This is a genomic window from Pseudomonas sp. MONT-RG-20F-20-E-7-02 (genome assembly GCF_022662395.1).
GTDB lineage: Bacteria > Pseudomonadota > Gammaproteobacteria > Pseudomonadales > Pseudomonadaceae > Aquipseudomonas.
Window position 1 is genome coordinate 400362 of record NZ_JAKNQN010000001.1, and the last position, 24533, is coordinate 424894.

Below are 24533 nucleotides of genomic sequence, written 5' to 3' on the forward strand. Positions count from 1 at the left end.
GTCATGGCAGAAGCAGTCGTGGACAACGTACCCGCCAAGGCAGACGGCAAGCCGCCGCTGTTTGGCCTGTCGTTCCTGGAAAACCTTTCCGAAATGACCATGTTGCGTCAGGTGGGCCTGATGGTCGGCCTGGCTGCCAGCGTGGCGATTGGTTTTGCCGTGGTGCTGTGGTCGCAGCAACCTGATTACCGCCCGTTGTACGGCAGCCTGGGCGGCATGGATTCCAAGCAGATCATGGAAACCCTGGCCGCCGCCGACATCGCTTACACCGTGGAGCCCAACTCTGGCGCGCTGCTGGTCAAGGCCGACGACGTGGCCCGTGCGCGGATGAAATTGGCCGCGGCTGGCGTTACGCCGTCCGACAGCAATATCGGTTTTGAAATTCTCGACAAGGACCAGGGCCTGGGCACCAGCCAGTTCATGGAAGCCACGCGCTATCGTCGTGGTCTGGAAGGCGAACTGGCGCGCACCATCTCCAGCTTGAATAACGTCAAGGGCGCCCGTGTGCACCTGGCGATTCCGAAAAGCTCGGTGTTTGTACGTGACGAACGCAAGCCAAGTGCCTCGGTATTGGTCGAACTGTTTTCCGGCCGCTCCCTGGAGCCTGGCCAGGTGCTGGCGATTATCAATCTGGTGGCCACCAGCGTTCCCGAATTGAGCAAGTCGCAAATCACCGTGGTCGACCAGAAGGGCAACCTGCTCTCCGACCTGGCCGAGAACTCCGCGCTGACCCAGGCCGGCAAGCAGTTCGACTACAGCCGCCGCATGGAAAGCATGCTCACCCAGCGTGTGCACAACATTCTGCAACCAGTGCTGGGCAACGACCGCTACAAGGCTGAAGTGTCCGCCGATGTGGATTTCAGCGCCGTCGAGTCGACCTCCGAGCAGTTCAATCCGGATCAGCCGGCCCTGCGCAGCGAGCAGTCCACCAGCGAACAACGCACCGCCAGCAATGGCCCGCAAGGTGTGCCGGGTGCCCTGAGCAACCAGCCGCCAGCTCCCGCTTCGGCACCGCAAACCACCGGTGGCGCTGCCGCAACCGCGGGTGCGATTCAGCCTGGCCAGCCACTGCTGGACGCCAACGGCCAGCAGATCATGGACCCGGCCACCGGCCAGCCGATGCTCGCGCCGTACCCGGCCGACAAGCGTAACCAGTCGACCAAGAACTTCGAACTCGACCGTTCCATCAGCCACACCAAGCAGCAACAGGGCAAAATCAATCGCCTGTCGGTGTCGGTGGTGGTCGATGACCAGGTCAAGGTCAATGCCGCTGACGGTGCTGTGACCCGTGCGCCCTGGAGCGCCGATGAATTGGCGCGCTTCACCCGCCTGGTGCAGGACGCGGTCGGTTTCGACGCCAGCCGTGGCGACAGCGTCAGCGTGATCAACATGCCGTTCTCCGCCGAGCGTGGCGAAGTGATCGCCGACCCGTCGTTCTACACGCAGCCGTGGTTCTGGGACATCGTCAAGCAAGTGCTGGGTGTGTTGTTCATCCTGGTGCTGGTGTTCGGCGTGCTGCGCCCGGTGCTCAACAACATCACCGGTCATGGCAAGAAACAGCTGGCCCTGGCTGGCGGCGACGTCGAGTTGGGTGGCATGGGCGGCCTTGACGGCGAACTGGCCAACGACCGCGTCAGCCTTGGCGGCCCGCAAAGCATTCTGTTGCCAAGCCCGAGCGAAGGCTACGACGCTCAGTTGAACGCAATCAAGAGTTTGGTGGCAGAAGACCCGGGCCGTGTGGCCCAGGTCGTGAAAGAGTGGATTAACGCAGATGAATGATCGAGCCGCTGTTGCCAAGCTCACCAAAGTCGACAAAGCCGCAGTGCTGCTGCTGTCCCTGGGTGAGACCGACGCCGCACAAGTGCTGCGCCACATGGGCCCCAAAGAGGTTCAACGCGTGGGCGTGGCCATGGCGCAAATGCGCAATGTGCACCGCGAGCAAGTCGAGCAGGTGATGAGCGAGTTCGTCGAGATCGTCGGCGACCAGACCAGCCTGGGCGTCGGCTCCGACAGCTATATCCGCAAAATGCTCACCTCGGCGTTGGGCGAAGACAAGGCCAACGGCCTGATCGACCGTATCCTGCTGGGCGGCAACACGAGTGGCCTGGACAGCCTTAAATGGATGGAGCCGCGTGCCGTCGCCGACGTGATCCGCTACGAGCACCCGCAGATCCAGGCCATCGTCGTCGCCTATCTCGACCCCGACCAGGCCGGTGAAGTGCTCGGCCACTTCGACCATAAAGTGCGCCTGGACATCATCCTGCGCGTATCGTCGCTGAACACCGTGCAGCCGGCCGCCCTGAAAGAACTCAACACGATTCTCGAGAAGCAGTTCTCGGGCAACTCGAACGCCTCGCGTACCACCTTGGGTGGCATCAAGCGCGCGGCCGACATCATGAACTTCCTCGACAGCTCGGTCGAAGGCCAGTTGATGGACTCGATCCGCGAGATCGACGACACCCTGTCCGGCCAGATCGAAGACCTCATGTTCGTGTTCAACAACCTCTCCGATGTCGACGACCGTGGCATCCAGGCGCTGCTGCGCGAGGTGTCTTCCGACGTGTTGGTGCTGGCCCTCAAAGGCTCGGACGAAGGCGTCAAAGAGAAGATCTTCAAGAACATGTCCAAGCGTGCTTCCGAACTGTTGCGCGACGACCTGGAAGCCAAGGGCCCGGTGCGCGTCAGCGACGTGGAAACCGCCCAGAAGGAAATCCTCACCATTGCCCGCCGTATGGCCGAAGCCGGAGAAATCGTTCTCGGCGGGAAGGGCGGCGAAGAAATGATCTAAGGCGCCATCCATGTCGAACAAAGATGAGACGCCCAGCGATCTGATTCGCGCGCGGGATGTCGGCGGGTTCGACATCTGGTCGTTGCCCAGCTTCGACCCGCATGTGCCGGAGCCCGAGCCTGAGCCGGTGGTGGAAACACCGGCGGAAATGGAAGAAGTGCCGCTGGATGAAGTCCAGCCACTGACCCTCGAAGAATTGGAAGCCATCCGCCAGGAGGCCTACAACGAGGGCTTCGCGGCGGGTGAAAAAGACGGTTTTCGCAGCACCACCCTGAAAGTTCGCCAAGAGGCCGAGGAGGCGCTGAGCGTCAAGCTGGCCAGCCTGGAACGCTTGATGGGCAGCCTGTTCGACCCGATCGCCGAACAGGATTCGCAGCTGGAAAAATCCATGGTCGGCCTGGTCGAGCACATTGCCCGCCAGGTGATCCAGCGTGAACTGGTGCTTGATTCCAGCCACATCGAAAGCGTGATGCGCGAAGCCCTCAAGCTGCTGCCGTTGGGCGTCGGCAATGTGCGGCTGTACATCAACCCGCAGGATTTCGAGCAGGTCAAAGCCCTGCGCGAGCGCCATGAAGAAACCTGGCGCATCGTCGAAGACGCGGCGCTGCTGCCCGGTGGTTGCCGCGTCGAAACCGAACACAGCCGTATCGATGCCACGGTGGAAACCCGTATCACCCAGATCATGGCCAAGCTCTTCGACCAGTTGCACGAACAAGCCTTGCACCCGGCCGAGCCTGACCTGAGCGTCGACCTGGACGCCGCCGATGCGCCTTGATCGCACCAGCTTCGCCAAGCGCCTGAGCGGTTACGCCGAGGCCACGGTGTTGCCCGGCCAGCCGATCCTCGAAGGGCGCCTGTTGCGCATGGTCGGCCTGACCCTTGAAGCCGAAGGCCTGCGCGCCGCCATGGGCAGCCGTTGCCTGGTGATCAACGACGACAGCTACCACCCGGTGCAGGTCGAAGCTGAAGTGATGGGCTTTTCCGGCAGCAAGATTTTCCTCATGCCAGTGGGCAGCCTGGCGGGCATTGCCCCCGGCGCACGCGTGGTGCCACTTGCCGACACCGGCCGCCTGCCGATGGGCATGAGCATGCTCGGCCGCGTACTCGACGGCGCCGGTCGTGCGTTGGACGGCAAGGGCGGCATGAAGGCCGAAGATTGGGTGCCGATGGACGGCCCGACGATCAACCCGCTCAACCGCAACCCCATCAGCGTGCCGCTGGACGTGGGCATTCGCAGCATCAACGGTTTATTGACGGTCGGTCGCGGCCAGCGTCTGGGCCTGTTCGCCGGTACGGGTGTGGGTAAATCGGTGTTGCTGGGCATGATGACGCGCTTCACCGAAGCCGACATTATCGTGGTCGGGCTGATCGGCGAGCGGGGCCGTGAGGTGAAGGAGTTCATCGAGCACAGCCTCGGTGAAGAAGGCCTCAAGCGCTCGGTGGTGGTGGCTTCGCCAGCGGACGATGCGCCGCTGATGCGTTTGCGCGCCGCCATGTACTGCACGCGCATCGCTGAATATTTTCGCGACAAGGGCAAGAACGTCCTGTTGCTGATGGACTCGCTTACGCGTTTCGCCCAGGCCCAGCGGGAAATCGCCCTGGCCATCGGCGAACCGCCCGCCACCAAAGGCTACCCGCCGTCGGTGTTCGCCAAACTGCCCAAGCTGGTCGAGCGCGCCGGTAATGCCGAGGCCGGTGGCGGTTCGATCACCGCGTTCTACACCGTGCTGTCCGAAGGCGATGACCAGCAAGATCCAATTGCCGACTCGGCGCGGGGCGTGCTCGACGGCCACATCGTACTGTCGCGGCGCCTGGCCGAAGAAGGGCACTACCCGGCCATCGACATCGAAGCCTCGATCAGCCGGGTGATGCCGGCGGTGGTCACGCCGGAACACATGGCCCGTGCGCAACATTTCAAGCAACTGTGGTCGCGTTATCAGCAGAGCCGCGACCTGATTAGCGTCGGCGCCTATGTAGCCGGTGGCGATCGTGAAACCGACTTGGCAATTGCCCTGCAACCGCAACTGGTGACCTATCTGCGCCAGGGCCTCAACGACAAGATCAGCATGGGCGAAAGCGAAGCCCACCTGGGCTCGATCTTCGCCCCGGCGCCAGGCGGTTAAGCCATGGCCAGCACGCGCTCTTCACGCCTGGCCCCAGTGGTGGACATGGCCGAAAAGGCCGAAAAAGCCGCAGTGCAGCGCCTGGGTTATTTCCAGGGCCAGGTGCGCCTGGCCGAAAGCAAGCTCGGCGACCTGGAGCGCTTTCGCGGCGAGTACCAGCAGCAGTGGATCGAACGCGGCAGCAAGGGCGTGTCCGGCCAATGGCTGATGGGCTACCAGGGCTTTCTCAACCAGCTTGAGACGGCCGTCGGCCAACAGCGCCAAAGCCTGGCCTGGCACCAGAACAACCTCGATAAAGCCCGCGAGGCCTGGCAGGCGGCGTTCGCCCGGGTCGAAGGTTTGCGCAAGTTGGTGCAGCGTTATATCGACGAAGCGCGGGCGATTGAAGACAAGCGCGAGCAGAAGCTGCTGGATGAGCTGTCACAACGCCTTCCGCGCCAATCACAGTATTAAGTGTGGGAGCGCGCCCGCTCCCACATTTCATTTGCTGTGTTGCCCATACCTCAATCAGCTGCTAAACCTTGTTGCATATTGCCAATGACAAGGAAGCAGTCACATGTCAGTTGTGTCAGAAGTATCCCTGGATGGGACGAAGTTGACGATTACAGTCAAGGGGCGATTCGATTTCGGTAGCCACCAAGCCTTTCGTGATGCCTACGAGCGGTTCTACAAGGTGCCCGAGATCTACGTGGTGGACTTGAAGGAAACCACCTACATGGACAGCTCGGCCCTGGGCATGCTCCTGCTGTTACGCGACCATGCCGGTGGTGATAACGCCGAAGTGCAGGTGATCAACAGCAACTCCGATGTGCGCAAGATCCTCGCCATTTCCAACTTCGACAAACTGTTCGATCTCAGTTGAGCAGCCTGGCCCCGGTCCTTGAGCCGCTGACGGTGCTGATCGCCGAAGACAGCGCGGCGGATTTACTGCTGTTGTCCACGATCATTCGGCGCCAGGGGCATCAGGTGCTCACCGCCACCAACGGCGCGCAAGCCGTCGAGGTGTTCACGCGCGAGCGTCCGCAACTGGTGTTGATGGACGCCTTGATGCCGGTGATGGACGGCTTTGAAGCGGCGCGTCAGATCAAGCAGCTGGCGGGCGAAGCGCTGGTGCCGATTATCTTTCTGACGTCCCTGCGTGAGAGCGAAGCCCTCGCCCAGTGCCTGGATGCGGGAGGCGATGACTTCCTGCCCAAGCCTTACAATCAGCTGATCCTGGCGGCGAAAATCAACGCCATGGATCGCCTGCGCCGCCTGCAGGCCACGGTGTTGCAGCAGCGTGACCTGATCGCACGGCACCACGATTACCTGTTGCATGAGCAGCGCGCGGCCAAGGCGGTGTTCGACAAGGTCGCGCATTCTGGCTGTATCAACGCGGCGCCGAACATTCGCTATCTGCAATCGCCCTATGCGCTGTTCAATGGCGACCTGCTGCTGGCGGCCTATACACCCTCGGGTGACATGCACGTGCTGCTCGGCGATTTCACCGGCCACGGGCTGCCGGCCGCCGTCGGCGCGATGCCGCTGGCGGAAGTGTTTTATGGCATGACGGCCAAGGGCTACGGCCTGGCGCAAACCCTGCGGGAGATGAATGCCAAGCTCAAACGCATCCTGCCGGTGGACATGTTCTGCTGCGCCACCCTGATGTGCCTGAGTGGCCAGCGGCGCGTGGTGGAAGTGTGGAACGGCGGCATGCCCGAGGGTTATGTGCATGAAGTCGCCACGGGCAAGCGCACGCCGTTGGTGTCGCGGCATCTGCCGTTAGGCGTGCTCTCGGCCGAGACGTTTGATGACAGCACCGAGGTCTGGCCCATGGCCCTCGGTGATCGTGTCTTTTTGCTTTCCGATGGCGTGCTGGACACCGCCGATGCCAATGACCAGTTGTTCGGCGCCGAGCGTTTGCAGCAGGTGTTCGCGGCCAACCGTGAACCTGATCGCCTGTTCGAAGACATCGAAAAGGCCCTGGCAGCGTTTCGTGGCCAGGCGCGGGACGACGTCAGCATGGTTGAGATCACCTTGCAGGACGGCCAGCCGTTGCGCGCAGCCGAGGCACTGTATGCCGACAGTGGGCAGTCGTGCCCGCTGGACTGGTCGGTGAGTTTTGAGTTCCGCGCGCAGACCCTCAAAAGCTACAACCCGCTGCCGTATCTGCTGCAATTGCTGCTGGAGATCCACGGCCTGCGCAAGCAGAGCGGGGCGCTTTACAGTGTGATGGCCGAGTTGTATTCGAATGCGCTGGAGCATGGCGTGTTGGGCCTGGATTCGAAGCTCAAGCGTGATGCGCAGGGGTTTGCCCACTATTACCGCCTGCGCAATGAGCGACTGGCGCAGTTGAACAGCGGCTATGTGCGTGTGCATGTGCAAGTGGTGCCGACGGCCACGGGCGGCAAAATGACGTTGCGCGTTGAAGACAGCGGCCCTGGGTTTGACGTGGAACAGGTGCTGGCGCGGCCGCTGGATGTCGACCGTCTGTCTGGCCGCGGCTTGAGCCTGGTGCGGCAACTGAGCAGCGATGTACGCTGGTCCGATGGCGGGCGCAGTGTGTGCGTGGAGTTTTGCTGGGGGGCTCTGGCATAATCCGCCGATTCTTGATCAAGGAGCGAGCAAGTGGCTGAGATTCATCTGGACCCCGACGTGTTGTCGGGTTTGCAGGAAGTAATGGAGGGCGAGTATCCCAAGTTGCTCGATACCTTCCTTGAGGATTCAAAGAAACGCATCGATGCGTTGCGCGGTGCGCGTAATGATGCCAAGGCGTTGGGGCGGATTGCGCATAGCTTTAAAGGCAGCAGTGGCAACCTTGGGGCGGTGCAATTGGCGCAGTTGTGCCAGCGCCTGGAGGTGGAGTCGGTTAAATCGACAGCGGACCTTGGGGCGTTGGTTGATCAGATTGATCGTGAGTTTGCTTTGGTTCGGCCATTGTATGAGTCGGAAAGGCAGCGGTTCAGCCTCTGAGTCGCCTGTGTAATACCTATATGACAACCCAACTGTGGGAGCTGGCTTGCCTGCGATGCGGTGAGTCAGTCAACTCATTCGTCACTGTTACACCGCTATCGCAGGCAAGCCAGCTCCCACATTGAGCGGGTGATTTGCCCGCAAAATACAAACCTGGCCCAACTCTTGCTCTACCTCCCAATACTGCATCCCCGATCCCCAATGCAGTGGAGACCTTTACCTATGCCAGTCGCCCCGAATTCGCTCCTTCAGGCTGCCCCCGCGGCCAAGCCTCAAGCGCCGGCCGCCACCCCTGCGGTAGCGGCTGCGGACCCGCGGGACAAGGCCCAGGGCTTTGCTCAGGTGTTCGCCAGCCAGGGCTCGAAACCCACGGTAAAAACCGACGACACTCCGGCTAAACCCGCGAATAACAAGCCTTCCGACGCCAGCGCCAAGCCTGCAAACAGCAACGACAAGCCTGCCGCCAGCACGCCAGCGGTTGCCGATAGCGGCAATCCCTTGCCTGCCAAGCCACCGGCCACGTCCGACGACAGCACCAGCAGTGACGACGACAAACCCACTGACCCGTCCCTGGTGCAGCAACCGCCGGTTGACCCGGTGGTCGACCCGGCCTTGATTGCCACCGTCACCCCGGTTGCCGTTCCGGTGCCCGTCGAAACCCCGGCCCCGGTTGCCGCGACCCAGGACGACAAGGCCCAGCCGGTCGTCGCCGCACCGGTCGCTGCCACCGATGAAGCCAAACAGCCCGCCTTCGACCCGGCAGCCGACCCGCTGGATTCGATGCCGGCCGTGCGCCTGGCGATGGAGCAGGGCGGTCACGTCTCGGCCAGCAGCCAGGCGCCGCAGAAAGCTGCACCCGCGCCGACCCAGGATCAGCCGACCGCTGCGCAGAACTTTGCCGCCGGCCTGGCCAATATGGTCGACCAGCAAGCCACCAAAGACAGCACTGACCAGGGCGGCGACAAAGCCTTCAGTGGCTTGATCGAAGGCGGCCTCAAAGATTTGAAAGACGCCAGCAGCGACACCCGCGTCGATGACTTCGCCAACCGCCTGGCCGCGCTGACCCAGGCCGCCACGCCGAAAACCGCGAATGCCTTGCCACCCGTTGCGAATGCCCCGTTGGCCATGCATCAGAGCGGTTGGACCGAGGAAGTGGTCAACCGCGTGATGTACCTGTCCAGCGCCAACCTCAAGTCGGCCGAGATCCAGTTGCAGCCGGCCGAGCTGGGGCGCCTGGATATCAAGGTCAACATGACCGCGGACCAACAAGCCCAGGTCACTTTCATGAGTGGTCACGCGGTGGTGCGTGAAGCGCTGGAAACCCAGTCCGGCCGTTTGCGCGAGATGTTTGCCCAGCAGGGCATGGGGCAGGTCGACGTTAACGTCTCCGACCAGTCCCGTGGCTGGCAGGGGCAGGGCCAGGAGCAACAACAGCAGAACCAGGCGCGCGGCGTGAGTGGCAGCGGCGGGCGCGGAGAGGGCGGTGATGCTGGTGATCACGCTGAAGTGGCGGCGGCGGTCGCGCCGGTGAGCCAGACGGTGATCGGCTCCAGCGCTGTTGATTACTACGCCTGACCTGAGCCTTATGAAGATCAAAATGTGGGAGCTGGCTTGCCTGCGATAGCGGTGTATCAGTGACAGAAATGCCAACTGACCCACCGCCATCGCAGGCAAGCCAGCTCCCACATTTGATTTGGGGTGTTCGCTCTTACCTGATTACCAGACAACTCTGGCATAACACTTGCTCTTGCCTTTCCGTAGATCTATGAATCCCAGAATAGTGACGGATTATTGGCATGGCGAAGAGCGACGACGCAGCAGCAACTCCCCCCGCAGGCAAAGGCAAGCTCAAGCTAATCCTGTTGATCGTGCTGGGCCTGCTCCTGGCCATTGGTGCCTCCGTGGGCGGCACTTGGTACATCATGCACAGCAGTGCAAGCAAACCGGCACCCGCCGCCGAAACCGCCAGTAACGTCAAGCAACCGGCAATCTTCGAACCGATGCTTCCGGCCTTTGTCGCCAACTTCAATCAGAACGGCCGTCAACGCTACCTGCAGGTGAGCATCACCTTGCTGGCGCGTAACCAGGCGGACCTGGATGCGCTCAAAGTGCATATGCCAGTGATCCGCAACAACCTGGTGATGCTGTTCTCCGGGCAGAGCTTCGACAGCCTGGCCAGCCCGGTCGGCCAGGAAATGTTGCGCCAGAAGGTCACTGCCAGCGTGCAGGAAGTGGCCCAGAAAGAGCTCGGCAAAGTCGTGGTCGAGCAGGCGCTCTTCACTAACTTCGTATTGCAGTAGGATCACGACATGGCCGTGCAAGACCTGCTGTCCCAGGATGAAATCGACGCGCTGTTGCATGGCGTCGACGATGGTCTGGTACAGACCGAAATGGCTGCCGAACCCGGCAGCGTCAAAAGTTATGACCTGACCAGCCAGGATCGCATCGTCCGTGGACGCATGCCGACGCTGGAAATGATCAACGAACGTTTCGCCCGCTACACCCGTATCAGCATGTTCAACATGCTGCGCCGTTCGGCGGACGTGGCGGTGGGCGGCGTGCAGGTGATGAAGTTCGGCGAATACGTGCACTCGCTGTACGTGCCCACCAGCCTCAATCTGGTCAAGATCAAGCCGTTGCGCGGCACCGCGCTGTTCATCCTCGACGCCAAACTGGTGTTCAAACTGGTGGACAACTTCTTCGGCGGCGACGGCCGTCACGCCAAGATCGAAGGCCGCGAATTCACCCCGACCGAACTGCGCGTGGTGCGCATGGTGCTGGAGCAGGCCTTCATCGACTTGAAGGAAGCCTGGCAGGCGATCATGGAAGTCAATTTCGAGTACATCAACTCGGAAGTGAACCCGGCCATGGCCAATATCGTCGGCCCCAGCGAAGCCATTGTGGTCTCCACCTTCCACATCGAACTCGATGGCGGTGGCGGCGACCTGCACGTGACCATGCCGTACTCGATGATCGAGCCGGTGCGCGAGATGCTCGACGCCGGTTTCCAGTCCGACCTGGACGACCAGGACGAGCGCTGGGTCAAGGCCTTGCGCGAAGACCTGCTCGACGTCGACGTACCTTTGAGCGCCACTGTGGCCCGTCGCCAGTTGCGTTTGCGCGATATTTTGCACATGCAGCCCGGCGATGTGATTCCCGTGGAATTGCCGGAAGAAATGATCATGCGTGCCAACGGCGTGCCGTCGTTCAAGGTCAAGCTGGGTTCGCACAAAGGCAACCTGGCGTTGCAAGTGATCGAACCGATCAACCGTCGCTGATCAACAATAATTTTTGCTTCGCCGAGGACATGTAATGGCTACCGAACACGAAAACACTTCCGCCGAAGACCAGGCCCTGGCTGACGAGTGGGCTGCGGCCCTGGAAGAAACCGGCGATGTTGGCCAGGACGACATCGACGCGCTGCTGGCCGCCGACGCCGCCACCGCGCCGGCCGGCAACCGCCTGCCGATGGAAGAATTCGGCAGCGTGCCGAAGAACAACGACCCGGTGACCCTCGACGGCCCGAACCTGGATGTGATCCTCGACATCCCGGTGTCGATTTCCATGGAAGTGGGCAGCACCGAAATCAACATCCGCAACCTGCTGCAGCTCAACCAGGGTTCGGTGATCGAGCTCGACCGCCTGGCCGGTGAGCCGCTGGACGTGCTGGTCAACGGCACGCTGATCGCCCATGGCGAAGTGGTGGTGGTCAACGAGAAGTTCGGCATCCGCCTGACCGACGTGATCAGCCCGAGCGAACGCATCAAGAAGTTGCGCTGATATGAAGTATTCGATGGCGGGACTGTTTCTGGCGCTGCCATTGAGCGCCCTGGCGGCTGAGCCGGTCGCACAAGCGGCGGCTGCGGCGCCCGTAGTCAGCAGTGGCATCGGCGGGCAACTGACCCAGTTGGTGCTGGGCCTGTTGCTGGTGGTGGGTTTGATTTTTGTGCTGGCCTGGTTGATGCGCCGCGTGCAGCGCATTGGCCCGGGCAATGGCCAGGTCATCGAGATGATCGGCTCGCGCGCCCTCGGCCCGCGTGATCGTCTGGTGCTGGTGCAAGTCGGCGAGGAACAGATTCTGCTGGGTATTACGCCCGGCCGCATCACTCCGCTGCACGTGCTCAAGTCGCCGGTAGAAGTGGCCAGGACCGAGGCCGCCACGCCAGAATTCGCCCAGCGCCTGATGGAGTTGCTGGGCAAGGATCAGAAGGATAAGAAGTAATGCGCGTTTTATTGACGCTCATGCTGTTGCTGGCCGCGCCGTTGGCGTTGGCGGCCGACCCGTTGTCGATCCCGGCGATCACGCTGGGCACCAACGCTGCCGGCGCCCAGGAATATTCGGTCAGCCTGCAGATCCTGCTGATCATGACCGCGCTGAGTTTTATCCCGGCGTTCGTGATGCTGATGACCAGCTTCACGCGGATCATCATCGTGTTCTCGATTCTGCGTCAGGCCCTGGGCCTGCAACAGACACCGTCGAACCAGATCCTCACCGGCATGGCGCTGTTTTTGACGCTGTTCATCATGGCGCCGGTGTTCGACAAGGTGAACCAGCAAGCCCTGCAACCGTACCTGGCGGAAAAACTCACGGCCCAGGACGCGATCGACAAGGCCCAAGGCCCGATCAAGGACTTCATGCTGTCGCAAACCCGCTCCAGCGACCTTGAGCTGTTTATGCGTTTGTCCAAGCGCACCGACATTGCCACGCCGGATCAGGCGCCACTGACCATCCTGGTGCCGGCGTTCGTCACCTCAGAATTGAAAACCGCGTTCCAGATCGGCTTCATGATTTTCATCCCGTTCCTGATCATCGACCTGGTGGTGGCGAGCGTGCTGATGGCCATGGGGATGATGATGCTGTCGCCGCTGATTATTTCGCTGCCGTTCAAGATCATGCTGTTTGTGCTGGTGGATGGCTGGGCGCTGATTATCGGCACGCTGGCCAGCAGTTTCGGCGGAGTGTAGCGCCATGACCCCAGAAGTAGCGGTCGACCTGTTTCGTGAAGCGCTGTGGCTGACCACCATGATGGTCGCCGTGCTGGTGGTGCCGAGCCTGTTGGTCGGCCTGCTGGTGGCGATGTTCCAGGCCGCGACCCAGATCAACGAACAAACCTTGAGCTTCCTCCCGCGTTTGCTGGTGATGCTGATCACCTTGATCGTCGCCGGCCCGTGGCTGGTGCAAACCTTTATGGAATACATCCTGCAGCTGTACGGCAGTATTCCGCAGTTGATCGGCTGACCGCATGCAATCTGTGCTGGCCTTGACCGACACCCAGATCAGCACCTGGGTGGCGTCGTTCATCCTGCCGATGTTCCGCGTCACGGCGGTGCTGATGACCATGCCGGTGTTCGGCACCACCTTGGTTCCGCGGCGCATTCGCCTGTATTTCGCCTTCGCCATCACTGTGGTCATCGTGCCCGGTTTGCCGCCGATGCCGCCTGTGAATGCCCTGGACTTGAGTGCGTTGCTGCTGATTGCCGAGCAGATTTTGATCGGCGCGCTGCTGGGCTTCTCGCTGACGTTGTTCTTCCAGGCGTTTGTGATCGCCGGGCAAATCATCTCGATTCAGATGGGCATGGGCTTCGCATCCATGGTCGACCCCACCAACGGCGTGTCGGTGGCGGTGATCGGGCAGTTCCTGACCATGTTGGTGACCTTGCTGTTCCTGGCCATGAACGGCCACTTGGTGGTGTTCGAGGTGATGACCGAAAGTTTCACCACCTTGCCGGTGGGCTCGGGGCTGGTGGTCAATCACTTCTGGGAACTGGTGGGGCGCCTGAGCTGGGTGCTGGGCGCGTCGCTGTTGCTGGTGTTGCCGGCAATCACCGCGCTGCTGGTGGTCAACATCGCCTTTGGCGTGATGACCCGCGCGGCGCCGCAGCTGAACATTTTCTCGATTGGTTTCCCGTTGACCTTGGTGTTGGGCATGGGGATTTTCTGGATCGGCATGGCCGACATTCTCAATCAGTATCAACCGCTGGCGACCGACGCCTTGCAGTTCTTACGTGATCTGGCACGGGCGCGTTGAGCCATGGCCGAGAGCGAGAGTGGTCAGGACAAAACAGAAGACCCCACGGAGAAACGTAAAAAGGACTCCAGGGAAAAGGGCGAGATTGCGCGCTCCAAAGAGCTCAACACCCTCGCCGTGATGCTCGCCGGCTCCGGTGGCCTGTTGATTTACGGCGGTGGTTTGGCGCTGGACATGATGGAGTTGATGAAACTCAACTTCTCCTTGCCCCGCGAAGTGCTGCTCAGCCCCGGCGCCATGGGCCAGTACCTGCTGCACTCGGGCAAGATCGCAATTCTGGCGGTGCAGCCGGTGCTGATCACCCTGCTGTTGGCGGCCTTGATCGGGCCTGTGTCCCTTGGCGGCTGGCTGTTCGCCGCCGGCAGCATGGCGCCCAAGTTCAGCCGCATGAACCCCGGGCCTGGGCTCAAGCGCATGTTTTCCACCAAGGCGTTGGTGGAGCTGCTCAAGGCGCTGGCGAAATTTATCCTGATTCTGTTTGTGGCGCTGACGGTGTTGTCGTCCGACATCGACGACTTGCTGCGCATCGCCCATGAGCCGCTCGAGTCGGCGATCATCCATAGCGTGCAAGTGGTGGGCTGGAGTGCGCTGTGGATGGCCTGCGGGCTGATCATCATCGCCGCCGTGGACGCGCCGATCCAGCTGTGGGAGAGCCACAAGAAGCTGCTGATGACCAAGCAGGAAGTGCGCGACGAACACAAAGACCAAGAGGGCCGCCCTGAGGTCAAACAGCGCATTCGCCAACTGCAGCGCGAAATGTCCCAGCGCAAGATGATGGCGGCGGTGCCGGATGCCGACGTGGTCATCACCAACCCGACCCACTACGCCGTGGCGCTCAAGTACGACCCGGAGAAGGGCGGCGCGCCGATGCTGCTGGCCAAGGGCAGCGACTTTACCGCGCTCAAAATCCGCGAAATCGCCGTGGCCAACGACATCCTGTTGCTGGAGTCGCCGGAGCTGGCGCGCTCGATTTTCTACTCCACGGATCTGGATCAGGAGATTCCTGCAGGGCTGTATTTGGCGGTGGCGCAGGTGTTGGCCTACGTCTATCAGATCCGCCAATACCGTGCGGGCAAGGGCAAGCGGCCTGATCCGCTTAAAGACCTGCCGATTCCACCGGACTTGCGCCGCGACTCCTGAGCCATCCTGCAGCGACGCCATCTGTCTAAAACCCGGCCTTACCTGTCAACTTTGACAGTACCCATTACACCGCCTTCACTGTTTGATAGAGCGGCGAGGCGCGCCTTTATGCGCGGCTCGGGAGAGCGGTGATGGACAGGGGCACGGTCAGGTGGTTCGACACGGTCAAGGGCATTGGTTTTATTGCCAGGGACCGCGATGGCAATGCGGTGCCCGTGCAGCCTGTGGGCGATCAATGCAGTGCAGTCGATGTGTTGCCGGCGCCGCCCAAGGCGCGAACATCTCGCCAGCGAAAAAAATAAAACCGGCCCCGGTCCGGGAGCAGCGCTTGTTGTGACAAGCCGCTCAGCACGTCCCTCGGTTTTCACCCGCCCTCTACCACCCGTCCGCAACCCCCGTCTACCTGTCAACATTGACAGTAGCCAGCCTCGCCTTCCTGCGGTTCCATGACGGCACACACTGCACACAAGTAGTTGCGAGATGCAGGGGGAGTGGTGATGGAAGCGGTGACGGGCACGATCAAATCGTACAACCAAAAAACCGGTGAAGGCTGGATTGCAGTGGATGGCGGCGAAGAGCCCGTGCGCGTGGATCGCAGGAGTCTGGGTGCGCGCCGGTTGAAAAATGGGCAGCGGGTGCAGCTCGCGAGGATTCATCGGCCCACGGGCGTTTTTGCGCTCTACATCAAGATTATCTAGCGACATGCGTGCAGGGTTTCGAGCGCGATGTCAGGAGGGCGGCAATGGCAACAGGTAAAGTGAAATGGTTTAACGCGGAAAAGGGTTTTGGGTTTATTACTCAGGATGGTGATGGGCCTGACGTTTTCGTTCACTACTCGGCAATAGAGACCGCCGGATTCAAGACGCTTGATGAGGGCGTGGAAGTGGAATTCGAGGTTTCCCAAGGTCCAAAAGGGCTACAGGCTGAACGCGTCAAGGTCCTGTAGGCACGCAGTGATTGATCGTTCCCACGCTCCCGCGTGGGAATGCTCCCCGTGACGCTCCGCGTCACCGTTGCGCAGGGCTCAAATCGGGACGCGGAGCGTCCCAGTCTGCATTCCCACGCAGAACGTGGGAACGATCACTTCAACCCCTCGGGTTAAGGAGCGGAATATGGCTACGGTAACGACTAAAAGCGGTCTTCAGTATGAGGACATAAAACAGGGCGATGGCGCAGAAGCAGTGGCAGGCAATGCCGCCTACGTTCACTACGTCGGCACACTGACGGACGGTAAGAAGTTCGACTCGAGTAGGGACCGTGACCAGCCGTTCATCATCGTGCTGGGTCGCAATAAGGCCGTCAAAGGGTTGGAGGAGGGAGTGCTGGGGATGAGGGTCGGAGGCATCCGCAAACTGACGATTCCGCCCCAGCTTGGCTATGGCGACGAGGGATGGAGTGGGGGCGTTCCGCCCGGCGCAACACTTGTTTATGAGGTGGAGTTAATAAGTGTTTGATGATCGTTCCCACGCTCCCGCGTGGGAATGCATCCCGTGACGCTCCGCGTCACCGTTGCGCAGGGCTTAAATCGGGACGCAGAGCGTCCCAGGCGTCATTCCCACGCAGAGCGCGGGAACGATCACTTGAACCCCTCTTTAAGGAGCGGAATATGGCTATGGTTACGACTGAAAGCGGTCTCCAATATGGAGATAAAAAAGAGGGCGATGGTGCAGAAGCAGTGGCTGGCCAGACCGTCACCGTTCACTACACCGGCTGGCTGACGGAAGGCAGCAAGTTCGACTCGAGTAAGGACCGTAATGACCCGTTCGAATTTGTGCTGGGTGGCGGTTCGGTTATCAAGGGATGGGACGAAGGGGTGCAGGGGATGAAGGTTGGGGGCGTCCGCGAGCTGACAGTTCCGCCCGCGCTTGGGTATGGCGCAAGGGGGGCGGGTGGGGTGATTCCGCCGAATGCAACACTTGTTTTTGAGGTGGAGTTACTGAGTATTCGATGATCGTTCCCACGCTCCCGCGTGGGAATGCATCCCGTGACGCTCCGCGTCACCGTTGCGCAGGGCTCAAATCGGGACGCGGAGCGTCCTAGGCGGCATTCCCACGCAGAGCGTGGGAACGATCGGTGTTGGCTTTTGGGTCTAGGGGTTGCCCTGCGTTGCTGCGCATGACGGTTCTCGCTCATCCAGCAGTCGATCAGCCAGTAACTTCGCTACCTCAATCAACTGCGCTATGCCCAGCGCGCCTTCTCGCTGTGAACCTTTTAGATCAAAGGCGAAATCGCAGGTCAGTGCGTGGGTGGAAGCCAGGGTTTCGGTGAGGTTGACCAGCAGGTCTTCGGTGCTGATGCCGTCGATGAGGGTGAAGAGCACGGTGGGCGGGGGATTTGGGGTGGGTTTGATCATTGTGAGGTTCCTAAAAGGTGGAGCCGCCACTGATCGCCGCGACGCGATGGGGGGTGGCAGCTGTACGCAGGTTCGCGGACCGGTCTAGGAACAACAACCCGGCATACCCGAAGGTATCCCGCGCACAGCCGCCATAGCGCCGCACAGTAGACGATAAAAAACCGCTCACTGAAAGGGATATGGTGCTTCTGTTCCGTAGTAAACCGGGCCGCGACGCCCGACCACTGCATTTGCAGCGGTGTGCGGAGACTAGGGAGCCCGGTTCCTAGGGGCAACCCGAAAACCGTGTCGGAAATTTCCTCAATGGCAGCAGATGTACACAGTTCCAACTGTGAAGATCGTTCCCACGCTCCCGCGTGGGAATGCCTCCCGTGACGCTCTGCGTCACCGTTGCGCAGGGCTCAAGTTGGGACGCGGAGCGTCCCTGGCTGCATTCCCACGCAGAGCGTGGGAACGATCATTCAAAACAGTTCTAACTGAACCACCGCCTTCGCGAGCAAGCCCCCTCCCACATTTGAATGGATTTACACCCGGTAGGCGCGGTCGCTTGTGCGGTCATCTGAGTCTCAGAGCAAAAGTTGGAAGGCTTCTTGCAATACCGCCTCCAGGACGCCTCTCAGCGTCAAAACTTTGCTTCAAGGAACACGAGGAATACCGGTGGTAGATCGCTCTCAAATGCTCAACACGGCCCGTGGCACCCTGACTGACTTGTCGCGGGGCAACCTGGGTGTGCCGTTGTTGTTGCTGGTGATGCTGGCAATGATGATGTTGCCGATGCCGCCGTTCCTGCTCGATGTGTTCTTCACCTTCAACATCGCCCTGTCGGTGGTGGTGCTGCTGGTCTGCGTGTACGCCCTGCGCCCACTGGATTTCGCCGTCTTCCCCACCATCCTGCTGATTGCAACGCTGCTGCGCCTGGCGCTCAACGTGGCGTCCACGCGGGTGGTGATGCTCCACGGCCAGGACGGCCACGCCGCCGCCGGTAAGGTGATCCAGGCCTTCGGTGAGGTGGTGATCGGCGGTAACTACGTGGTCGGTATCGTGGTGTTCGCGATCCTGATGATCATCAACTTCGTGGTGGTGACAAAGGGCGCCGGGCGGATTTCCGAGGTGAGCGCGCGGTTTACCCTCGACGCCATGCCCGGCAAACAAATGGCCATCGACGCCGACCTCAACGCCGGCCTGATCGACCAGAACCAGGCCAAGTCCCGCCGTCTGGAAGTGGCACAGGAAGCCGAGTTCTACGGTTCCATGGACGGCGCGAGCAAATTCGTACGCGGTGACGCCATCGCCGGCCTGTTGATTCTGTTCATCAACCTGATCGGCGGCATGGCGGTCGGTATCTTCCAGCACGGCATGACCTTCGGCGATGCGGGCAAGGTGTACGCCTTGCTGACCATCGGTGACGGTTTAGTGGCGCAATTGCCATCACTGTTGTTATCCACAGCGGCGGCGATCATGGTGACTCGTGCTTCGGGCTCCGAAGACATGGGCAAGCAGATCAGCCGGCAGATGTTCGCCTCGCCCAAAGCGCTGGCCGTGGCGGCGGGCATCATGGCGATCATGGGCATCGTGCCGGGCATGCCGCATGTCTCGTTCCTGAGCATGGCAGCCATGGCGGCCGGTGGTGCTTACCTGTTCTGGCGCAAGCAAAACCAGGTCAAGGTCCTGGCTCAGCAGGAGATCGCCCGCCAACAAGACCTGTTGCCGTCTCCGGCCCGCGCCCAGGAAACCAAGGAGCTTGGCTGGGATGACGTGACGCCGATCGACATGATCGGCCTGGAAGTCGGCTACCGCCTGATTCCGTTGGTGGACCGCAACCAGGGCGGCCAATTGCTGGCGCGGATCAAGGGCGTGCGCAAGAAGCTGTCCCAGGACCTGGGCTTCCTGATGCCCACCGTGCATATCCGCGACAACCTCGACCTGGCGCCCAGCGCCTACCGGTTGACCCTGATGGGCGTGATCCTCGCCGAAGCCGAGATTTACCCCGACCGCGAACTGGCGATCAACCCCGGCCAGGTGTTCGGTACGCTTAACGGCATCACCGCCAAAGATCCGGCTTTTGGCCTGGAAGCGGTGTGGATCGAAGTCAGCCAGCGCAGCCAGGCGCAATCCCTCGGTTACACCGTGGTGGACGCCAGCACCGTAGTCGCCACGCACCTCAACCAGATCCTGTACAAACACTCCCACGAGCTGATCGGCCACGAGGAAGTCCAGCAATTGATGGGTTTGCTGGCCAAAGCCTCGCCAAAATTGGCCGAAGAGCTGGTGCCGGGCGTGCTGTCGCTGTCGCAGTTGCTCAAAGTGCTGCAAGCCTTGCTTGCCGAACAGGTGCCGGTACGCGACATTCGCAGCATCGCCGAGGCCATCGCCAACAATGCCGCCAAGAGTCAAGATACTGCCGCTCTGGTGGCGGCGGTGCGCGTCGGATTGTCCCGTGCAATCGTGCAAAGCATTGTAGGCATTGAGTCTGAGCTGCCTGTTATTACCTTGGAGCCAAGGTTGGAACAAATATTGCTCAATAGTATTCAGAAGGCAGGACAAGGCCAGGAAGAGGGCGTTCTGCTGGAGCCAAGCATGGCGGAAAAACTGCAGCGCTCGTTGATCGAAGCCGCGCAGCGCCAGGAAATGGCGGGTCACCCGGTGATTCTGCTGGTGGCAGGCCCGGTCCGCGCGATGTTGTCGCGGTTTGGACGCCTGGCAGTACCGAATTTGCACGTTTTGGCTTATCAGGAAATTCCTGACAACAAGCAAGTGACTATCGTCGCGACAGTAGGGCCCAACGGCTGAGGTAGTGGGTTATGCAAGTTAAGCGTTTTTTCGCCGCCGATATGCGTCAGGCCATGAAACTGGTACGTGATGAGCTGGGCGCCGATGCCGCGATTATCGGCAACCGTCGCATTGCCGGCGGTGTCGAGCTGACGGCTGCGCTGGATTACACGCCGCAGGCCTTGGCGCCGCGCGTGCCGAACATGGAGCTCGAAGACGAGCTGCGCAAGACCGCTTCGCGCATTGTCTCGGCCCAGGCTGAGCTGAGCATGCGTGGCGACAGCGATACCACCACCAATCGCCAGTTGTTCGCCGGCCTGCCGCTGACCGCCGCCGAGCCGCTGGTTGAACCGACTTTCAAAGAACCGCCACGTCCTGCAGCGCCAGCCCCGGCCGCCGCAGTCGACCAGCGCGTGTTCGATTCGATGCGCTTTGAACTCAATGGCCTGCGTGAACTGCTCGAAGTGCAGCTCGGGTCGCTTGCCTGGAACCAGTTGCAAGGCAGCAAGCCGCAACAGGCCAACCTGTGGCGCCGCCTGCAACGCATCGGCCTGTCCGGCCCGTTGTCCCGCGACCTGCTGGCGCTGACCGCCGAAGTTGAAGAACCACGCCAAGCCTGGCGCATGTTGCTGGCGCACCTGGCGCGCATGATCGTCACCCCGGAAATCGAACCGCTGGAAGAGGGCGGTGTGATTGCCATGGTCGGCCCTGCCGGCATGGGCAAGACCACCACCCTGGCCAAGCTGGCTGCGCGTTATGTGCTCAAGTACGGCGCGCAGAATATCGCGCTGGTGAGCATGGACAGCTACCGCATCGGCGCTCAGGAACAGCTCAAGACGTTGGGCCGCATTCTCAATGTGTCGGTGACCCACGTTGACCCGGGCCAGTCCCTGGCCAACGCCCTCGACCCGCTGCTGCGCAAACGCGTAGTGCTGATCGACACCGCCGGCCTGCAAGCCAGTGACCCGGCGCTGCGCATGCAGCTGGAAAGCCTGGCCGGGCGTGGCATCAAGTCGAAAAATTACCTGGTGCTTGCAACCACCAGCCAGAAACAGGTTCTTACCGCTGCCTACCACAGCTACAAACGCTGCGGCCTGGCCGGTTGCATCCTCACCAAGCTCGACGAAACCGCGAGCCTGGGCGAAGTGCTGAGCCTGGCTATCAGTCATGAATTACCGGTCGCCTACCTGACCGACGGGCCGCGGATCCCGGATGATCTTCATCTGCCGCGCCGTCATCAGTTGGTCAGCCGTGCTGTCAGTGTGCAAATGCAAGAAGAGCCTAGCGAGGAAGCGATGGCCGATATGTTCGCCGACCTTTACCACAACCCCGCCAAGCGGGTGGGTTGAGGGTCAGGATGAACACCGTGAAATGTATCTACATCGATGGTCTGCAAGCGATTCACGCGGCCAAGCCATGTAGCCTGCGTCTAAGCAAGACAAGGTAAAGAAATAAAATGGGCAGCATGCATCCCGTACAGGTGATCGCGGTGACCGGCGGCAAAGGTGGCGTCGGGAAAACTAACGTGTCAGTGAATTTGTCCCTGGCCCTGGCAGAGCTTGGCCGTCGCGTCATGCTGCTGGATGCTGACCTGGGCCTGGCGAACGTCGACGTGTTGCTGGGGCTGACACCCAAACACACCCTTGCCGATGTGATTGAAGGCCGCTGCGAGCTGCGCGATGTGCTGCTGCAAGGCCCCGGTGGCATTCGCATCGTGCCGGCCGCTTCGGGCACCCAGAGCATGGTGCACCTGAGCCCGGCGCAGCATGCCGGCCTGATCCAGGCGTTCAGCGACATCGGCGACAACCTCGACGTGCTGGTGATCGACACCGCCGCCGGCATCGGCGAGTCCGTGGTCAGCTTCGTGCGCGCCGCGCAAGAGGTGCTGCTGGTGGTCTGCGACGAACCCACCTCGATCACCGACGCCTATGCCCTGATCAAACTGCTCAACCGTGACTACGGCATGAACCGCTTCCGCGTGCTGGCCAACATGGCCCAAAGCCCGCAGGAAGGGCGAAACCTGTTCGCCAAGTTGACCAAGGTCACGGATCGCTTCCTCGATGTCGCCTTACAATACGTTGGCGCAGTTCCTTATGACGAGTGTGTGCGCAAGGCTGTGCAAAAGCAGCGTGCAGTCTACGAAGCGTTCCCTCGTTCGAAGTGCGCACTGGCGTTCAAGGCTATTGCCCAGAAGGTCGATACTTGGCCGTTGCCCGCCAACCCTCGGGGGCATCTGGAGTTTTTCGTCGAGCGATTGGTGCATCAGACGAGCGCGGGACCTGTGCTATGACATCCAGCGGCTACAACCTTTACAAAAAGTCGGCACGTGACAGCCAGGGCGAACTGATCGAGCGCTATGCGCCCCTGGTCAAGCGCATTGCCTACCACCTGCTGGCACGCCTGCCCGCCAGCGTGCAGGTCGAAGACCTGATCCAGGCCGGCATGATCGGTTTGCTCGAAGTGTCGACCAAATACGACGCGAGCAAAGGGGCGAGTTTCGAGACGTATGCGGGCATCCGTATCCGTGGCGCGATGCTCGATGAGGTGCGTAAAGGGGATTGGGCGCCGCGCTCGGTACACCGCAACACGCGAATGGTCAGTGACGCAATTCGCGCAATTGAAGCAAAAACCGGTCGTGACGCTAAAGATCATGAAGTTGCGGCCGAACTCCAATTGAGTCTCGACGATTACTACGGGATTTTGAACGATACCTTGGGCAGCCGCCTGTTCAGTTTCGACGACCTGTTGCAGGACGGCGAACACGAAGGGCTGCACGAGGACGGCGCGAGTGCTCATCTCGAACCGTCGCGCGACCTGGAAGACGAACGTTTCCAGGGCGCATTGGCGGATGCGATTGCCAATTTGCCGGAGCGTGAGCGACTGGTGTTGGCGCTGTACTACGACGAAGAGCTGAACCTCAAGGAAATCGGTGAGGTCCTGGGGGTCAGCGAATCGCGTGTCAGCCAGTTGCACAGCCAGTGCGCAGCCCGCTTGCGGGGGCGATTGGGAGAGTGGCGCGCGCGCTGACAGGCAGTGTGGGGACACTGCAGACGCTACCGCGAAGGCTTCAAGCCTTCGCGGGTTCGTTCCGTGGTGCCCTGGGCAGTCCTTTTTGTGTAACGCCTGTTGATTGAAATGGCGCGTCCAGGTGCTGGGCGCGTTTAAGACTGCTTGGAGGTCGAATTGGACAAGAACATGAAAATCCTCATCGTTGATGACTTCTCAACGATGCGGCGGATCATAAAAAACCTGTTGCGTGACCTTGGGTTCACCAACACGGTCGAGGCGGATGACGGCATTACGGCGATTCCGATCCTCAACAGCGGGAGCATCGACTTTCTGGTAACCGACTGGAACATGCCGGGCATGACCGGCATCGACTTGCTGCGTCACGTGCGCGCCGATGAAAAACTGCGCAGCTTGCCTGTGTTGATGGTGACCGCCGAAGCCAAGCGTGAACAGATCATCGAAGCCGCCCAAGCCGGGGTTAACGGTTACGTGGTCAAACCATTCACTGCGCTGGCCTTGAAAGAGAAGATCGAAAAAATCTTCGAACGCATCGGTCATTGATGCTGCCACGGGGGAGCTATGGAGCATAAAGAAACGTCACAGGGCGATTTTGAGTCGACCCTGAAAAAGCATGCTCACCAGTTGGTCGACAGCCTTGAAAGAGGCCAGTTCGGCGACGCGGTGCAGTTAATCCATGAGCTCAACCAGACCCGTGACCGCGGCCTGTACCAGGAAGTGGGCAAGCTCACACGCGAGCTGCACAGTGCGATCGTCAATTTCCAGATTGACCCGCATATGCCCCAGGCCGAAGAGATTTCGCAAATCACCGATGCTACCGAACGCCTGTCCTACGTGGTCAGGCTGACTGAGGCAGCGGCCAACCGCACCATGGACCTGGTGGAAAACGCCACGCCCCTGGTCAACGGCATGGCCACCGAAGCGCAGGCCCTCAGCGTTGACTGGGGCCGCTTCATGCGTCGGGAAGTGGGTGCGGAAGAGTTTCGTGAATTGGCGCGTCGGGTCGACGGCTTTTTGTCGCGCAGCGAGCAGGAAAACCGCACGGTTGCCAGCAACCTCAATGACATTCTGCTCGCCCAGGATTACCAGGACCTCACCGGTCAAGTGATCAAGCGCGTGACCCAATTGGTCACCGAAGTGGAAAGCAACCTGCTCAAATTGGTGCTCATGGCCGGCCAGGTTGATCGTTTTGCCGGCATCGAACATGACCGCGAAGCGATCCTCTCGGAAAAAGATCCACAAAAACATCTCGCCAAGGGTGAAGGTCCGCAGATTCATGCCGATAAACGTGAAGACGTTATGTCAGGTCAGGATGACGTAGATGACCTGTTATCCAGTTTAGGCTTCTAAGG

Annotated in this window: 28 protein-coding genes; 27 read left to right on the forward strand and 1 reads right to left on the reverse strand. The window is 60.9% G+C overall.

Features of this window, described 5'->3' with window-relative positions:
- The first annotated feature begins 3 nt into the window (after positions 1–3).
- From fliF to L8I05_RS01910, 21 genes are all read left to right on the forward strand, one after another.
- Entirely contained in the window at positions 4–1779 is a 1776-nt protein-coding gene (gene fliF, locus L8I05_RS01810) for a flagellar basal-body MS-ring/collar protein FliF (protein ID WP_242167009.1), read from the forward strand.
- On the forward strand, positions 1772–2788 hold the full coding sequence (gene fliG / locus L8I05_RS01815; RefSeq protein ID WP_053257308.1) for a flagellar motor switch protein FliG: 1017 nt from the start codon (positions 1772–1774) through the stop codon (positions 2786–2788). The genes fliF and fliG overlap by 8 nt, the downstream gene beginning before the upstream one ends.
- Positions 2789–2798: 10 nt before the next feature.
- Positions 2799–3563 (forward strand): flagellar assembly protein FliH, encoded by a 765-nt coding sequence (gene fliH, locus L8I05_RS01820; RefSeq protein WP_159958622.1) that lies wholly within the window; start codon positions 2799–2801, stop codon positions 3561–3563.
- Positions 3553–4911 carry a flagellar protein export ATPase FliI gene (gene fliI, locus L8I05_RS01825; RefSeq protein WP_197627249.1) on the forward strand — a complete coding sequence of 453 codons (1359 nt, stop codon included), beginning with the start codon at positions 3553–3555 and terminating at the stop codon, positions 4909–4911. The genes fliH and fliI overlap by 11 nt, the downstream gene beginning before the upstream one ends.
- A 3-nt stretch (positions 4912–4914) precedes the next feature.
- On the forward strand, positions 4915–5364 hold the full coding sequence (fliJ, locus tag L8I05_RS01830) for a flagellar export protein FliJ (RefSeq protein ID WP_177018994.1): 450 nt from the start codon (positions 4915–4917) through the stop codon (positions 5362–5364).
- A gap of 103 nt (positions 5365–5467) precedes the next feature.
- On the forward strand, positions 5468–5773 hold the full coding sequence (locus L8I05_RS01835; RefSeq protein WP_242167010.1) for an STAS domain-containing protein: 306 nt from the start codon (positions 5468–5470) through the stop codon (positions 5771–5773).
- The gene (locus L8I05_RS01840) at positions 5770–7488 is read left to right on the forward strand and encodes a fused response regulator/phosphatase (RefSeq protein ID WP_242167011.1); all 1719 of its coding nucleotides are present in this window, start codon (positions 5770–5772) and stop codon (positions 7486–7488) included. The genes L8I05_RS01835 and L8I05_RS01840 overlap by 4 nt, the downstream gene beginning before the upstream one ends.
- 30 nt (positions 7489–7518) lie before the next feature.
- The gene (locus tag L8I05_RS01845; RefSeq protein ID WP_197627252.1) at positions 7519–7863 is read left to right on the forward strand and encodes an Hpt domain-containing protein; all 345 of its coding nucleotides are present in this window, start codon (positions 7519–7521) and stop codon (positions 7861–7863) included.
- Between the two features lie 222 nt (positions 7864–8085).
- Positions 8086–9438, forward strand: a complete 1353-nt coding sequence (locus L8I05_RS01850; RefSeq protein WP_242167012.1) for a flagellar hook-length control protein FliK — start codon at positions 8086–8088, stop codon at positions 9436–9438.
- Between the two features lie 221 nt (positions 9439–9659).
- Positions 9660–10163 (forward strand): flagellar basal body-associated protein FliL, encoded by a 504-nt coding sequence (gene fliL / locus L8I05_RS01855; protein ID WP_242167013.1) that lies wholly within the window; start codon positions 9660–9662, stop codon positions 10161–10163.
- 9 nt (positions 10164–10172) lie between these two features.
- A complete protein-coding gene (gene fliM, locus L8I05_RS01860) occupies positions 10173–11141 on the forward strand; it encodes a flagellar motor switch protein FliM (RefSeq protein ID WP_017735217.1) in 969 nt (322 codons plus the stop codon).
- A gap of 34 nt (positions 11142–11175) precedes the next feature.
- Positions 11176–11643, forward strand: a complete 468-nt coding sequence (gene fliN / locus L8I05_RS01865; protein WP_033900765.1) for a flagellar motor switch protein FliN — start codon at positions 11176–11178, stop codon at positions 11641–11643.
- A 1-nt stretch (position 11644) separates the two neighbouring features.
- Positions 11645–12085 carry a flagellar biosynthetic protein FliO gene (gene fliO, locus L8I05_RS01870; RefSeq protein ID WP_064453452.1) on the forward strand — a complete coding sequence of 147 codons (441 nt, stop codon included), beginning with the start codon at positions 11645–11647 and terminating at the stop codon, positions 12083–12085.
- Positions 12085–12828 carry a flagellar type III secretion system pore protein FliP gene (gene fliP / locus L8I05_RS01875; RefSeq protein WP_017134948.1) on the forward strand — a complete coding sequence of 248 codons (744 nt, stop codon included), beginning with the start codon at positions 12085–12087 and terminating at the stop codon, positions 12826–12828. Before fliO ends, fliP begins: the two co-directional genes overlap by 1 nt.
- A 4-nt stretch (positions 12829–12832) precedes the next feature.
- Positions 12833–13102 carry a flagellar biosynthesis protein FliQ gene (gene fliQ, locus L8I05_RS01880; RefSeq protein ID WP_003214552.1) on the forward strand — a complete coding sequence of 90 codons (270 nt, stop codon included), beginning with the start codon at positions 12833–12835 and terminating at the stop codon, positions 13100–13102.
- A 4-nt stretch (positions 13103–13106) separates the two neighbouring features.
- Complete coding sequence (gene fliR, locus L8I05_RS01885) at positions 13107–13892, forward strand: flagellar biosynthetic protein FliR (RefSeq protein WP_071486514.1); 786 nt, start codon at positions 13107–13109, stop codon at positions 13890–13892.
- A 3-nt stretch (positions 13893–13895) separates the two neighbouring features.
- Positions 13896–15032 (forward strand): flagellar biosynthesis protein FlhB, encoded by a 1137-nt coding sequence (flhB, locus tag L8I05_RS01890; RefSeq protein ID WP_106576466.1) that lies wholly within the window; start codon positions 13896–13898, stop codon positions 15030–15032.
- A 497-nt stretch (positions 15033–15529) separates the two neighbouring features.
- Positions 15530–15730, forward strand: coding sequence for a cold-shock protein (locus tag L8I05_RS01895; protein ID WP_159958602.1), 201 nt, complete (start codon positions 15530–15532; stop codon positions 15728–15730).
- A 44-nt stretch (positions 15731–15774) separates the two neighbouring features.
- A complete protein-coding gene (locus L8I05_RS01900; protein ID WP_242167014.1) occupies positions 15775–15978 on the forward strand; it encodes a cold-shock protein in 204 nt (67 codons plus the stop codon).
- Positions 15979–16144: 166 nt separating this feature from the next.
- A complete protein-coding gene (locus L8I05_RS01905; protein ID WP_242167015.1) occupies positions 16145–16486 on the forward strand; it encodes an FKBP-type peptidyl-prolyl cis-trans isomerase in 342 nt (113 codons plus the stop codon).
- A gap of 152 nt (positions 16487–16638) precedes the next feature.
- A complete protein-coding gene (locus tag L8I05_RS01910; RefSeq protein ID WP_347341212.1) occupies positions 16639–16983 on the forward strand; it encodes an FKBP-type peptidyl-prolyl cis-trans isomerase in 345 nt (114 codons plus the stop codon).
- 138 nt (positions 16984–17121) lie between these two features.
- Here L8I05_RS01910 and L8I05_RS01915 read toward each other — a convergent pair whose 3' ends face one another.
- Positions 17122–17385, reverse strand: coding sequence for a DUF6124 family protein (locus L8I05_RS01915; protein WP_242167016.1), 264 nt, complete (start codon positions 17383–17385; stop codon positions 17122–17124).
- A gap of 675 nt (positions 17386–18060) precedes the next feature.
- On the opposite strand from L8I05_RS01915, the gene flhA reads away from it, so the two are divergent.
- From flhA to L8I05_RS01945, 6 genes are all read left to right on the forward strand, one after another.
- Positions 18061–20175, forward strand: a complete 2115-nt coding sequence (gene flhA / locus L8I05_RS01920; RefSeq protein ID WP_242167464.1) for a flagellar biosynthesis protein FlhA — start codon at positions 18061–18063, stop codon at positions 20173–20175.
- Positions 20176–20186: 11 nt separating this feature from the next.
- Positions 20187–21503, forward strand: a complete 1317-nt coding sequence (gene flhF / locus L8I05_RS01925) for a flagellar biosynthesis protein FlhF (protein ID WP_159958596.1) — start codon at positions 20187–20189, stop codon at positions 21501–21503.
- 107 nt (positions 21504–21610) lie between these two features.
- On the forward strand, positions 21611–22444 hold the full coding sequence (fleN, locus tag L8I05_RS01930) for a flagellar synthesis regulator FleN (protein ID WP_003192912.1): 834 nt from the start codon (positions 21611–21613) through the stop codon (positions 22442–22444).
- Positions 22441–23181, forward strand: coding sequence for an RNA polymerase sigma factor FliA (gene fliA / locus L8I05_RS01935; protein WP_065909829.1), 741 nt, complete (start codon positions 22441–22443; stop codon positions 23179–23181). The genes fleN and fliA overlap by 4 nt, the downstream gene beginning before the upstream one ends.
- A 168-nt stretch (positions 23182–23349) precedes the next feature.
- The gene (locus L8I05_RS01940; protein ID WP_005790040.1) at positions 23350–23724 is read left to right on the forward strand and encodes a chemotaxis response regulator CheY; all 375 of its coding nucleotides are present in this window, start codon (positions 23350–23352) and stop codon (positions 23722–23724) included.
- An 18-nt stretch (positions 23725–23742) separates the two neighbouring features.
- Complete coding sequence (locus L8I05_RS01945) at positions 23743–24531, forward strand: protein phosphatase CheZ (RefSeq protein ID WP_242167017.1); 789 nt, start codon at positions 23743–23745, stop codon at positions 24529–24531.
- The last annotated feature ends 2 nt before the right edge of the window (positions 24532–24533 follow it).

What these genes read in the sequence shown, in the direction of transcription:
- fliQ (WP_003214552.1), top strand. Translation starts at nt 12,833, where the DNA reads ATGACCCCAGAAGTAGCGGTCGACCTGTTTCGTGAAGCGCTGTGGCTG.
- L8I05_RS01940 (WP_005790040.1), top strand. Translation starts at nt 23,350, where the DNA reads ATGAAAATCCTCATCGTTGATGACTTCTCAACGATGCGGCGGATCATA.
- fliN (WP_033900765.1), top strand. Translation starts at nt 11,176, where the DNA reads ATGGCTACCGAACACGAAAACACTTCCGCCGAAGACCAGGCCCTGGCT.
- L8I05_RS01915 (WP_242167016.1), bottom strand. Translation starts at nt 17,385, where the DNA reads ATGATCAAACCCACCCCAAATCCCCCGCCCACCGTGCTCTTCACCCTC.
- fliH (WP_159958622.1), top strand. Translation starts at nt 2,799, where the DNA reads ATGTCGAACAAAGATGAGACGCCCAGCGATCTGATTCGCGCGCGGGAT.
- L8I05_RS01850 (WP_242167012.1), top strand. Translation starts at nt 8,086, where the DNA reads ATGCCAGTCGCCCCGAATTCGCTCCTTCAGGCTGCCCCCGCGGCCAAG.
- fliF (WP_242167009.1), top strand. Translation starts at nt 4, where the DNA reads ATGGCAGAAGCAGTCGTGGACAACGTACCCGCCAAGGCAGACGGCAAG.
- fliR (WP_071486514.1), top strand. Translation starts at nt 13,107, where the DNA reads ATGCAATCTGTGCTGGCCTTGACCGACACCCAGATCAGCACCTGGGTG.
- flhB (WP_106576466.1), top strand. Translation starts at nt 13,896, where the DNA reads ATGGCCGAGAGCGAGAGTGGTCAGGACAAAACAGAAGACCCCACGGAG.
- fliG (WP_053257308.1), top strand. Translation starts at nt 1,772, where the DNA reads ATGAATGATCGAGCCGCTGTTGCCAAGCTCACCAAAGTCGACAAAGCC.
- fliO (WP_064453452.1), top strand. Translation starts at nt 11,645, where the DNA reads ATGAAGTATTCGATGGCGGGACTGTTTCTGGCGCTGCCATTGAGCGCC.
- fliL (WP_242167013.1), top strand. Translation starts at nt 9,660, where the DNA reads ATGGCGAAGAGCGACGACGCAGCAGCAACTCCCCCCGCAGGCAAAGGC.
- fliP (WP_017134948.1), top strand. Translation starts at nt 12,085, where the DNA reads ATGCGCGTTTTATTGACGCTCATGCTGTTGCTGGCCGCGCCGTTGGCG.
- flhA (WP_242167464.1), top strand. Translation starts at nt 18,061, where the DNA reads ATGCTCAACACGGCCCGTGGCACCCTGACTGACTTGTCGCGGGGCAAC.
- L8I05_RS01835 (WP_242167010.1), top strand. Translation starts at nt 5,468, where the DNA reads ATGTCAGTTGTGTCAGAAGTATCCCTGGATGGGACGAAGTTGACGATT.
- L8I05_RS01905 (WP_242167015.1), top strand. Translation starts at nt 16,145, where the DNA reads ATGGCTACGGTAACGACTAAAAGCGGTCTTCAGTATGAGGACATAAAA.
- flhF (WP_159958596.1), top strand. Translation starts at nt 20,187, where the DNA reads ATGCAAGTTAAGCGTTTTTTCGCCGCCGATATGCGTCAGGCCATGAAA.
- L8I05_RS01895 (WP_159958602.1), top strand. Translation starts at nt 15,530, where the DNA reads ATGGAAGCGGTGACGGGCACGATCAAATCGTACAACCAAAAAACCGGT.
- L8I05_RS01910 (WP_347341212.1), top strand. Translation starts at nt 16,639, where the DNA reads ATGGCTATGGTTACGACTGAAAGCGGTCTCCAATATGGAGATAAAAAA.
- fleN (WP_003192912.1), top strand. Translation starts at nt 21,611, where the DNA reads ATGGGCAGCATGCATCCCGTACAGGTGATCGCGGTGACCGGCGGCAAA.
- fliI (WP_197627249.1), top strand. Translation starts at nt 3,553, where the DNA reads ATGCGCCTTGATCGCACCAGCTTCGCCAAGCGCCTGAGCGGTTACGCC.
- fliJ (WP_177018994.1), top strand. Translation starts at nt 4,915, where the DNA reads ATGGCCAGCACGCGCTCTTCACGCCTGGCCCCAGTGGTGGACATGGCC.
- fliM (WP_017735217.1), top strand. Translation starts at nt 10,173, where the DNA reads ATGGCCGTGCAAGACCTGCTGTCCCAGGATGAAATCGACGCGCTGTTG.
- fliA (WP_065909829.1), top strand. Translation starts at nt 22,441, where the DNA reads ATGACATCCAGCGGCTACAACCTTTACAAAAAGTCGGCACGTGACAGC.
- L8I05_RS01900 (WP_242167014.1), top strand. Translation starts at nt 15,775, where the DNA reads ATGGCAACAGGTAAAGTGAAATGGTTTAACGCGGAAAAGGGTTTTGGG.
- L8I05_RS01945 (WP_242167017.1), top strand. Translation starts at nt 23,743, where the DNA reads ATGGAGCATAAAGAAACGTCACAGGGCGATTTTGAGTCGACCCTGAAA.